Origin of the sequence: Bacteroides timonensis (genome assembly GCF_000513195.1) — a bacterium.
Classification (GTDB): domain Bacteria; phylum Bacteroidota; class Bacteroidia; order Bacteroidales; family Bacteroidaceae; genus Bacteroides; species Bacteroides timonensis.
Genome location: NZ_CBVI010000019.1, coordinates 1 through 8,589 on the forward strand (window position 1 = coordinate 1; position 8,589 = coordinate 8,589).

An 8,589-nucleotide genomic window follows, 5' to 3' on the forward strand; every position below is an offset into this window, starting at 1 on the left:
CCCTCACATTTCGGCTTCCCTTTTTGTTTTGTTACTATATAGTTCTTATTTTGCTACTTCAACAGCAGGCTCAACAATCTTTTTGTTCTTCATCATCATATATGCGATAGGAGATGCGACGAACAGAGAAGATAATGTACCGATTACAACACCGAGAATCATTGCAAATGCGAAACTGCGGATAGAGTCACCACCAAGGATGAAGATACACAGTAGCACGATTAATGTACTCAATGAAGTGTTGATGGTACGAGCTAGGGTCGTATTCAAAGAATCGTTGAACAGCAACTTTCTGTCACGTTTCGGGTACAGGCCGAAGAATTCGCGTACACGGTCGAAGATTACCACTTTGTCATTGATAGAGTAACCGATAGCCGTAAGGATAGCACCGATAAATGTCTGGTCAATTTCAAGAGAGAACGGCATCCAACCCCAGCACAATGAATAAGCGCCAAGAATCATCAATGTATCACTGGTCAGTGCAACTACGGAACCCACACTATATGCAATGTTGCGGAAACGGATCAAGATGTAGAGACCGATGGCGATAAGAGCGAGAACTACAGACCACATGGCCGAAGTCTTGATATCATCTGCGATACTCGGACCTACTTTCTGTGAGCTGATGATACTGCCACCTGTGTGATTTTCGCGGTCGATGAATGTCTCCAGCGTGATGTTCTGCGTCAATACCGGTTTCAGCGTTTCATACAGATATGCTTCGATTTCTGAATCGACATTGTTACCTTCTTCTTCGATACGGTAGTTTGTGCTGATACGTACAGTCTTCTTGTCGGTACCGATAGCAATTACACTTACATTAGAATCACCGAACTTGCTGGCGATTAACTCACGTACTTGTTCCGGTTCTACGGCGTTTTCAAACTGTACCTTGAAGTTGCGTCCACCGGTGAAGTCGATACTCTGGCTCAAGCCACGTACGAACAGTGAACCGATACAGATAACAAGGATAATGCCTGTAATTGTAAACCATTGCTTATTTCTACCCATGAAGTCGAAGTGTACATTCGCCATCAGGTTCTTAGAGATCTTGGAAGAGAAAGTCAGGTTCAGCCATTTATCTTTATTCATGAAGTATTCATATACCAGACGTGTCATGAACACAGCGGTAAAGAATGAAATCAAGATACCGATAATCAAGGTCGTGGCAAAACCACGGATAGGACCTGTACCGAAATTAAACAGGATAATACCCGTGATGATAGACGTTAAATTTGAGTCGAAGATAGCGGAGAATGCATTAGAATAACCGTCTGCGAGGGCTTTTTTCACACCCTTACCTGCGCGTAACTCTTCTTTTGTACGTTCATAGATCAACACGTTCGCATCCACAGCCATACCCAGGGCTAACACCATACCGGCAATACCGGACATTGTCAGAGCCGCCTGGAAGGATGAAAGGATACCCATTGTAAAGAACATGTTCAGTACCAATGCGCCGTTGGCAACCATACCCGGAATGAAACCGTACATGGAGCACATATAAATCATCAATAGTATCAATGCTACGATGAATGAGAATACACCGGCGTTGATAGAAGCCTGTCCCAAAGACGGACCTACGATATCTTCCTGAACGATACGTGCGGGAGCCGGCATCTTACCGGATTTCAGTACGTTTGCTAAGTCCTTTGCCTGTTCGGGCGTAAAGTGACCCGTGATTTGTGAGTTACCACCTGTAATTTCAGTATTTACATTCGGTGCAGAATATACATAGCCGTCCAATACGATAGCGATGCTCTTACCAATGTTTTGTTTAGTCAACTGTGCCCAGCGGCGTGAACCGTCTGTATTCATTGACATGCTTACAGCAGGTTTACCAAACTGATCGTATTCGTCTTTAGCGCTTACAACAACATCACCTTCCAGCGGAGCGCGTCCGTTACGTTCGGTTGAGCGGATAGCGTAAAGTTCGAAAGTTTGTCCTTTCGGATCATATTCGTAAGCGGAAACACCCCATTTCAGACGAAGGTCTTTCGGAAGTTCGGCTTGAATTTCTTTCATGGAAAGATATTTGTTGATGTCAGCAGTATCCTTGTAATTAGCATAAGCTACAACAGGACCTTGTCCGCTGGAATTAACTTGCAGTACAGCCAGCAACGGATGTTCTTTCTTGATTTGTGCAAGATCAACGGATTGTGCTTTGTTCTCGCCTTTCAATGCAGCGGCAAGACTGTCGGCGGTGCTGGTAGCTTGCGCTACAACCGGAGCAGCGGTGCTGTCAACAGCTGCACTGTCAGCAGGTGCTTCATTGGCTAAAATGCTACGCAGTTTGTTATCAGCAGCTTGCAGATAAGGTGCAACATCCTTTGCGTTGTATGTTTCCCAAAACTCCAGATTAGCGGAACCTTGAAGTAATTTTCTTACACGTTCCGGTTCCTTGATACCCGGAAGTTCCACCATGATACGTCCCATCTTGTCTTCCAGACTTTGGATGTTGGGCTGAACCACACCAAAACGGTCGATACGAGTACGGAGTACGTTGTATGAGTTGTCAACAGCGGCTTTTACTTCCGTACGCAGTACTTTTTCTACTTCCGCATCGGAGGTCTTTTGGTTGACTTTGTCTTTTAACTGTTGAGTGGCGAAAAGCTCGGAAAGACGTGCGTCCGGAGCAATTTTGTGATACTCTCTCACAAACAACGTAATGACGTCGTCCTGGCTGCTAATAGCTTGTTTGGCAGCATTTGCCAATGCTTGGTTGAATGCTTCGTCGGGTTTATTGTCCGCCAATGCTTTGATTACATCGGGAACGGAAACTTCGAGGATGACGTTCATACCACCCTTTAAGTCCAAACCTAAACTGATCTCCATCTCTCGGCACTGTTTCAGTGTCCAATTGCCGAAGAATACTTTCTCATTAGCCAGAGAATCCAGGTAGTCCTGCTCTACTTTCACATCGCCTTTTGCAAACTCTTTAGCCTTATTGGTATAATGGCGAGTCACAAAAGAAAAGGAGAGATAGAACACACACACCAGTGTGAGCAATACCGCAAAAACCTTTACAAATCCTTTGTTTTGCATGTTACTTTTAGTTTATTATGATTACTTTTTTAATTAATTTCTGTTGCGTACAAGGCTGCAAATATAGTTTTTTTTTCACATTCGGAAGTAAAAGGAACTCAAATATTTGCACATGATAAAGAATTAACTCCCTCCGTATAGCAATGTTTTTACTTCATTCCGCGATTTTTTAACATCGGTTCCAGTTGTGGCTCCGTTCCGCGGAAGTTCTTGTAAAGAGTCATCGGATCTTCGCTGTTACCCTTTTCCAAAACGTTATTCCGGAAGAGGTCGGCTGTCTTTTTGTCAAAGATGCCGTGTTCCTTGAAAGCTTCGAAAGCATCGTTGTCCAATACATTTGCCCATAAATAGCTGTAATAGCCGGCAGCATAACCGCCAATGATATGGTTGAAGTAGGTGGTACGGTAGCGTGGAGCTATCTCCGGAATAAGCCCCAGTTTGTCCATGGCCTCTTTCTCATATGCCAATACGTCCAAGTTCTGGGTATCTGTCAGGTTGTGCAGATTCATATCCAGAATGGCAGCAGCCAGTAACTCGGTGGTCATGAAGCCTTGGTTGAAGGTTTTCTGATTCAGAATCTTTTCGATAAGGCTGTCGGGGATAGTTTCGCCGGTTTGATAATGTTTGGCATACATTTTCAATACTTCAGGTTCGGTAGCCCAATGTTCATTGATTTGCGAAGGCAACTCAACGAAGTCGCGTACTACGTTTGTGCCGGAAATACCTTTATAGTTGCATTTTGTCAGCAATCCATGCAGGGCATGACCAAATTCATGGAACAGTGTTTCCACTTCGTCAATAGTCAGCAATGAAGGCATATCGCCTACGGGCTGTGTGAAACTGCATACATTGCATACCAACGGGCGGATAGCACCTTGTTGTTCGCGATAGTTGCTCATCCATGCACCGCCGCTCTTACCCGGACGGGGGAAATAATCTACGTAGAAAACACCCAAGTGTGAGCCGTCTGCATCTTTCACTTCGAATACTTCTACATCGGGGTGGTATACGGGGATACCTTCCAATTTCGTTAAAGTGATGCCATAAAGCTTATTAGCTACAGCGAAAGCGCCTTCGCGTACATTTTCCAACTTAAAGTAAGGTTTGATTTCGTCTTCTTCCAGATTGTATTTCTCTTTGCGGAGTTTTTCTGTATAGAACCACCAGTCCCACGCTTCCAGTTTTTCACCTTTGCCTTCTTTATCCATTATTTTCTGCAATTCAACAGCTTCGGCTTTTGCTTTTGGCAATGAATAGCTCCACAGGTTGTTTAAGAAGTCCATAACGGTTGTGGAATTTTTAGCCATCGTATTATCCAGAACAAAATTAGAATAACAGTCGAATCCCAGTAATTGCGCTTTTTCAAGACGCAGTTTTACGATGTCTGTAATATTTTTCTTGTTGTCATTCTTGTCATTGTTGTTGCCGCGGTTGATGTAGGCTTTATACATTTGTTCGCGTAACGGACGATTTTCGGAGTATTGCAGGAATGGAAGACGACTGGCATTACCCAATGTAAACAGCCATTTGCCTTCTTGTCCGTCTTCTTTGGCTTTTTCAGCAGCGCTTTGACGGAACCAGTCGGGCAGTCCGGCAAGGTCTTCTTCCTTGTCTATATAAAGTTTGAAGGCATTGTTTTCATTCAGAACATTATCACTGAATTTGATACCTAATGTAGACAGTTCTTTATTGACTTCGCGTAAGCGTGCCTGTTTCTCAGGGGATAAGTTTGCACCGGAACGGACAAAACCTTTATGGGTCTCTTCCAACAGGCGTTGTTGTTCGGTAGTCAGTCCCAGCGCGTCTTTCTGTTGGTATACAGCATCAACTTTCTTGAAAAGATCCTGATTCAGTGAGATATTATCACTGTGTTCGGACAATGTCGGGGCGAGTTTAATAGATAATTCTTTCAGATCATCTGTTGTTTCTGCTTCCGTCATGTTATAGAAGATGGCACTAACCCGGTCCAATATCGGAGAGCTATTATCGAGAGCAACGATTACGTTTTCAAAGGTTGGCGCCTCGGAATTGTTCACTATTGCATCGATATTTGCATTTTGCTCTTCAATGCCTTTCAGAAAGGCAGGTTCATAGTGTTCCAGTTTGATTTTATCGAAAGGCGGTACGCCATGTTCGGTTTGGAACTCAGTCAGGAACGGATTGGTTTCCGTTTGCGTGGTACAGGAGTACATCATACAACTTGTAGCTAAAATAAAAATACACTTCTTAAACATAAGTTCTAAGTATTAGGTATAAAGTATTAATTATTAATTCGTTTTTCAATCTTTTCTCTTCAGATAACACCAGATTGGATAATGGTCGGATTCTTTTATGGAACGATCCACCGTACAGTTATAAGGTTTAAGGTTTTTGCTTGCCAGGATATTGTCTATCCGGAAATAGAATTTATTCTGATTATAAGAAATACCCAGTCCGCGGCCGGACTTGGTGAAAGCATCATTTAATCCTTTTTCAATGACCCGGTGTGCATAGGAAATCGGTGTATCGTTAAAGTCGCCGCAGACGATGATATAAGGGTATCGTGACGCTGAGATTTCCTGGGCGATACTGTCTGCTTGTGGGGCGCGAATGGCGGATGCTTCTGCTAGCTTGCGGATGAGCAGGCGTGCACCGCTTTTAACTTTTTCCGTTTCAGGAGATTTGAGCATACTTTCGTAGACTACTTTGTCTTCTTTAGTCAGCTTGTTAGATTCCAGATGATTGTTGATGAGCATTACGGTATCTTCTCCCATTTTCAGTTCATAAACCACTGAACCATTGTATTCACTGACATAATCCAGTTTACGGGATGAAAGAATAGGGAATTTAGAGTAGCAGGCTATCCGGTTGGTGTGGCCTTTTCCACTTCCTCTTCCCACTATCTGGATGTTATGATAGGGATAATCTTTTAAAGCCTTTTCCACATCTTTCTGGCTGAGATAACGGGGAGATTCTATCGTTTGGTATTCTTGCAGGCATAAGATATCTGCTCCGCTATTCTTCAGATAATTCAGAATGAGATTCTCACCATCCTTTTTGACCGCTCCGTCGAAGCCCATGATGTTATATGACAAGACCTTGAAACTGTTTTCGGGTAATTTGCTAGTGTGGAAATTGAGCGGGAGATAAGTCCGTATTTGTGAATAGCATAAAAGAAATGCTACCAGTGGAAAAAGTGCAAACTTATACTTTTGGATAATAAGCCAAAAGATGAAAAAACAGATGTTTATCACCAGGAAAATAGGAAATGTCAGCCCGAAGCAGGACTCTACGGGGTGAGCAACCGGCTTGATGTGCGGGCTGTAAGCGGTGAGAAGCAGCAAGCTTATAAAGAATATATTAACCGCTAAAATCAGGTAGGCTACGAATTTACCAATATGCTTTATTCCCATTTTCTGTACTATCGTTTGCTCGCATCGAAAAGACTTTTCTTTTCTTCTGTGGTCAGGTTTTCATATCCTGATTTTTTCAGTTTATCGAGGATACGGTCTATTTCTTCGGATTGAGATTTCTTGCGGGCGTTGTAGTCATAGTCTTTCTGACGGCTGTTACCATAGTGAACTTTCATCTTCGGTTTGCGGGGCTTGAAGCTGAACAGTGAAACGATAGCATCTAGAATTTTGTTAATCCAGGCAGTGATATCTTTTCCTTTACTGAGTCCGGCAGCAAACCAGAGTCCCGCCAATGCACCGCCCAGATGGGCAATATGTCCGCCTGCATTGCTGGATGTAATGAACAGTAAATCCGTACCGATGACAATCAGTGCCAGATATTTCAACCGTATCGTACCAAAGAGGAACAGCCGGATGGGGTAGTTAGGTTCGCGGTACGCTGTAGCAGCTACGATGGCAAGCACGGAAGCGGATGCCCCCAACATGAATGAATAATCGACCATCGGGTGGAAATACGGAAAGATATTATAGGCTGCCATGTACAATAATCCACCGCAAATACCTCCTAGGATATACGCCCCGCGCAGATGTTTGGCTGAGAAGAACATTAGGAATAGTGCTCCGAACCAGTATAGCCACAACATGTTGAACAGGATATGTAAAAATCCTGCATGCATAAACATATATGTGAACAGTGACCATGGCTGTATGATGAACTGTGTGGGTGAAGCGGGCAATTCCAGCCATTCAAACGCACCGCCGAGGCTGCGATTGAATAATTGCAGAATTACTTCCGTCAGCGTAGTGACTACAAATACAGCTACGTTGATATAAATCAGCTGGATATAAATATTCCCTCTGCGAAAAGCTTCTTTAAGGTCAGTTATAATAGTACCCATTTCCTCTATCTTTTTTTCTCCAGTACATTATCAGTATAAAACCGAATATCATACCGCCCAAGTGTGCGAAGTGCGCTACATTGTCGTTAGGATTGTTGGCAAAACCAGCGTACAGTTCAATCAGTGCATATCCGATAACAAAGTATTTGGCTTTTATCGGAAACGGTAGCGGGAATATGAATAGCGGCTGGTTGGGGAACAACATTCCGAAGCCCAGCAAAATGGCATACACGGCTCCTGAAGCTCCTACGGTAACTCCGTTTAAGAGAGCATTCAGATTTGCCATGGGCGGATAGGTGTAATTCATATTATCCCGTATGATTTGAGCGCCTTCCTGATATACGGTATTAATCATCTCCGGACTCATTCCGGCCTTTGCCGCCTGAATGCGTATGTAGGTTACCAGCATGCTGATTAAGCCTGCGCCTATACCACATATCATATAGTAAGATAAAAAACGTTTGGGTCCCCATACTTGTTCGAGTATGCGACCAAACATCCACACGGCAAACATGTTAAAGAAAAGGTGCGTAAAACCTCCATGCATGAACATGTATGTGATAAGTTGCGCTACGTTAAAGTCATCGGCAAGAAAGAAATGAAGTCCCAGATAACGGGCTAAATCAAGATGATAACTTTGAGCAACAATGGTCGCAAGAAAGACCAATACATTAATGATTAATAGGTTCTTAGTAACTGTTGGTATAGCATTCATAATCTGTTATTTCGTTCAATGAGTCGCAAAAATACGAATAAATTCTGTTCTATAACAGAAAAACGCCTTTCTATTCTTTATTTTTCGCCAAAATCCAATCTTTTTTTAATGTTTTTATTTGATATTCAGAAATATTGCTCTATTTTTGTAGAGGTTTGTGAACGACTAATGCGGATATCTTTTGTATAACATATTAATTATTTAATTTTAGTATTATGAATAAGTCAGAACTTATCAACGCTATGGCGGCAGAGTCCGGTTTGACTAAAACGGATTCAAAGAAAGCATTAGATGCTTTCATGGCAGCAATCACGAAAGCCCTAAAGGCTGGTGACAAAGTATCATTGGTTGGCTTCGGTACGTTCGCTGTAGCAGAGAGAGCGGCGCGTCTGGGCATTAATCCTTCTACCAAGCAGAGCATTACGATTCCTGCAAAGAAAGTTGTTAAGTTTAAACCTGGTATGGAGTTGACTTTGGCCATCGAATAAAGGAAGGCTATGAATGAAAAAATAGAAAAGGAGGCGCTACGAGGTGAGGG

Annotated in this window: 6 protein-coding genes; 1 reads left to right on the plus strand and 5 read right to left on the minus strand. The window is 43.0% G+C overall.

Annotated elements, in window-relative coordinates; translation table 11 throughout:
- Positions 1-45: 45 nt before the first annotated feature.
- The 5 genes from secDF to BN161_RS06055 form a co-directional block, all read right to left on the minus strand.
- Positions 46-3,045 (minus strand): protein translocase subunit SecDF, encoded by a 3,000-nt coding sequence (gene secDF, locus BN161_RS06035; protein ID WP_044263891.1) that lies wholly within the window; start codon positions 3,043-3,045, stop codon positions 46-48.
- Positions 3,046-3,194: 149 nt separating this feature from the next.
- Complete coding sequence (locus tag BN161_RS06040) at positions 3,195-5,279, minus strand: M3 family metallopeptidase (protein WP_044263894.1); 2,085 nt, start codon at positions 5,277-5,279, stop codon at positions 3,195-3,197.
- Between the two features lie 45 nt (positions 5,280-5,324).
- On the minus strand, positions 5,325-6,431 hold the full coding sequence (locus BN161_RS06045) for an endonuclease/exonuclease/phosphatase family protein (RefSeq protein WP_044263903.1): 1,107 nt from the start codon (positions 6,429-6,431) through the stop codon (positions 5,325-5,327).
- A 14-nt stretch (positions 6,432-6,445) separates the two neighbouring features.
- The gene (locus BN161_RS06050; protein WP_044263896.1) at positions 6,446-7,336 is read right to left on the minus strand and encodes a rhomboid family protein; all 891 of its coding nucleotides are present in this window, start codon (positions 7,334-7,336) and stop codon (positions 6,446-6,448) included.
- Positions 7,317-8,051, minus strand: a complete 735-nt coding sequence (locus BN161_RS06055) for a rhomboid family intramembrane serine protease (RefSeq protein WP_044263898.1) — start codon at positions 8,049-8,051, stop codon at positions 7,317-7,319. The genes BN161_RS06050 and BN161_RS06055 overlap by 20 nt, the downstream gene beginning before the upstream one ends.
- A 215-nt stretch (positions 8,052-8,266) precedes the next feature.
- On the opposite strand from BN161_RS06055, the gene BN161_RS06060 reads away from it, so the two are divergent.
- Positions 8,267-8,539: an HU family DNA-binding protein gene (locus BN161_RS06060; protein WP_044263901.1), complete on the plus strand. Its 273-nt coding sequence runs from the start codon at positions 8,267-8,269 to the stop codon at positions 8,537-8,539.
- Positions 8,540-8,589: the final 50 nt, after the last annotated feature.

Coding starts and splice junctions, on each gene's coding strand:
- BN161_RS06050 (WP_044263896.1), bottom strand. CDS start 7,336: ATGGGTACTATTATAACTGACCTTAAAGAAGCTTTTCGCAGAGGGAAT.
- BN161_RS06040 (WP_044263894.1), bottom strand. CDS start 5,279: ATGTTTAAGAAGTGTATTTTTATTTTAGCTACAAGTTGTATGATGTAC.
- BN161_RS06060 (WP_044263901.1), top strand. CDS start 8,267: ATGAATAAGTCAGAACTTATCAACGCTATGGCGGCAGAGTCCGGTTTG.
- BN161_RS06055 (WP_044263898.1), bottom strand. CDS start 8,051: ATGAATGCTATACCAACAGTTACTAAGAACCTATTAATCATTAATGTA.
- secDF (WP_044263891.1), bottom strand. CDS start 3,045: ATGCAAAACAAAGGATTTGTAAAGGTTTTTGCGGTATTGCTCACACTG.